The sequence below is a fragment of the Lonsdalea quercina subsp. quercina genome (assembly GCF_000688655.1).
Classification (GTDB): domain Bacteria; phylum Pseudomonadota; class Gammaproteobacteria; order Enterobacterales; family Enterobacteriaceae; genus Lonsdalea; species Lonsdalea quercina.
In genome coordinates, this window is the sequence record NZ_JIBO01000030.1 from 1 (window position 1) to 2,258 (window position 2,258).

At 64.4% G+C, this 2,258-nt stretch carries 1 protein-coding gene; it reads left to right on the forward strand.

What is annotated here, in order from left to right; translation table 11 throughout:
• Nucleotides 1-2,258: DUF6531 domain-containing protein (locus tag RZ35_RS16820; RefSeq protein WP_026744345.1), on the forward strand; the 2,258-nt coding region annotated here is incomplete at both ends.

Consider the following 2,258-nt stretch of genomic DNA (forward strand, 5'->3'; position numbering starts at 1 on the left):
ATCAGCACGCCGCGGCGCGCATCGATGATAAAACCGTATGCGGCGGCACCCTGAAGGAAGGGGCATCTACCGTTTACTTCGGTGCGGGACAGCAGACCCTTTTGGACATTCAGGATGAATTCAGCTGGTGGGAGAAAGCCATTCTGATTGGCGTTGAGTTTTTGGTGCCGCCGAGCCGGGGCCTGTTCAAAGGGCTGGGACGATTGTTGACCCACCCCCGGGCCGCGCTCAGGGGGATGTACGCCGGCGCCTTGGTGACCGCCCGGGAGTTAAAGCGCATCGCGGGGTGCGCCAGTCGCGCCTTTCGCGAGAGTAAGGGGCTGGCACGCGTCAAGGAATCGATAAAAGCCTTCCTGAAAGACCCGGTGTATATCGCCAGCGGCGACGTGATTGAGTCGCGGCAGGATATCGCGCTGGGACAGACGCTGCCGCTGGTGTTCGAGCGCACCTACCGCTCGGCCTCGTCGCATTCGGGGTTGCTGGGACACGGCTGGCACGACAGCTGGAGCGAAGTCGCCCGGGTCAGTCAGGAAGGATTGAATACCCATGTCGTCATCACGCTGGCACAGGGCTTTGACATCGACTTCACCTTCCATCAGGACATCCAGGCGGTGTTCTGCCCGCTCTACCCCGCGTTTACCCTCCACCGCCGCGGCGAAGGTTTCAGCCTGTGGCACCGGGACAGCCAGACCTGGCGCACATTCAGCGTGGTGCAAGGCGATACGCGGCTGCTGAGTGAAATCCGCGACACCCATGACAACCACATCGCCCTGCTGCGTGACAGGCAGGGCCGCCTGCAACAGGTGCGGCACAGCGACGGTATCGAAATACGGTTGGTGTGGCAGGGTGACTTCGTGCATCAGCTTATCCGCACCGACGGCGCCCAGCGCACCGAGCTGGCATTGTACCGTCAGGACGAACTGGGCCGCCTGATGGAGGCGGACGCCACCCAGCTGTACCACCTCTACTACGAGTATGATGCGGCCAACCGGCTGACGCGCTGGGACGACCACGACCAGACCTGGGCGCGTTACGAGTATGACGAACAGGGGCGCTGCGTCTTCNCCACCTGCGCCGATGGCTTTCTGACCGGACGCTTCGAATATTACCCCAACCGCGTCATCATGACCGACGGTCAGGGACACCGCAGCGAATACGGTTTTAACGACCTGTCGCTGATGAGCTATCAGCGCTCGCCGCTGGGCCACGAGACCCGCTACGAGTATGACCAGCATGGCAACCTGCTGCGGGAGATTTCGCCGCAGGGGCGCGTCACCGCCTTCAGCTATCTGGAGCAAACCGGACTGGTCAGCACCTTCACCGACGGCGGTGGTCAGATGTGGGCCTACGACTATGACGAGCAGGAACGGCTTTGCGGCGTGACGGACCCGCTGGGGCGCACCTGGGCGTGGGAGTATGACGCGGCGGGCGACCCGGTGCGGCTGACCGGCCCCGACGCCCGCGAAGTGCACTTCACGTGGAATCGCTACGGGCTGCTGACCCAGGTCAGCGACCGGGCCGGCGAGGTGCAGGCGCGGTTGCAGTATGACCATCGCCAGCGCCTGCTGAGCGCCACGGACGCGGAAGGCCGGATGCAGCACCTGCGCTACGACCCGCAGGACCGGGTGGTGCAGTGGCTGCGCCCGGACGGCGCGGCGTATCGGTTTGGCTACCGGCGGGCCAGCTGGCGTCTGCCGGAGCAGCTGTTGCGCCCGGATGAACGCGATGAGCAGCGTCAGTACGACCGCCACAAAAATCTGCTGAGCTATGTGGACGGCAACGGGGCGATGTGGCGTCAGAGCTACGGCGCGTTCGACCTGCTGCGCTCGCGCACCGATGCACAGGGCCGGACCTGGCGCTACGATTATGACCCGGAGACGCAGCAGCTGACATCGGTCACCGCCCCGGACGGCAGCCGCTGGCAGTGGTGGCTGGATGCGGACGGCCGAGTCATCCGCGAACAGGATATGGCCGGCACGGTCACCCACTACGGTTACGACGAAGACGGGCACTGCATCGAGGTGCGCAACGGCGAAGGCGAACGGCGTCGCTTCCAGTACGACGGACGCGGTCTGCTGATACAGGAAACCTCGCCGGAAGAGACGGTGCACTATCGCTATGACGCGGTGGGACGACTGACCGAGGTGACGTCGTCGGTCAGCCACGTGCAGCTGGAATACGACCTGCGCGACCGGGTGGTGCGCGAGTGGCAAAACGGCACGGAAGTGCGCAGAGTCTACGACGAACACAGCGTCACC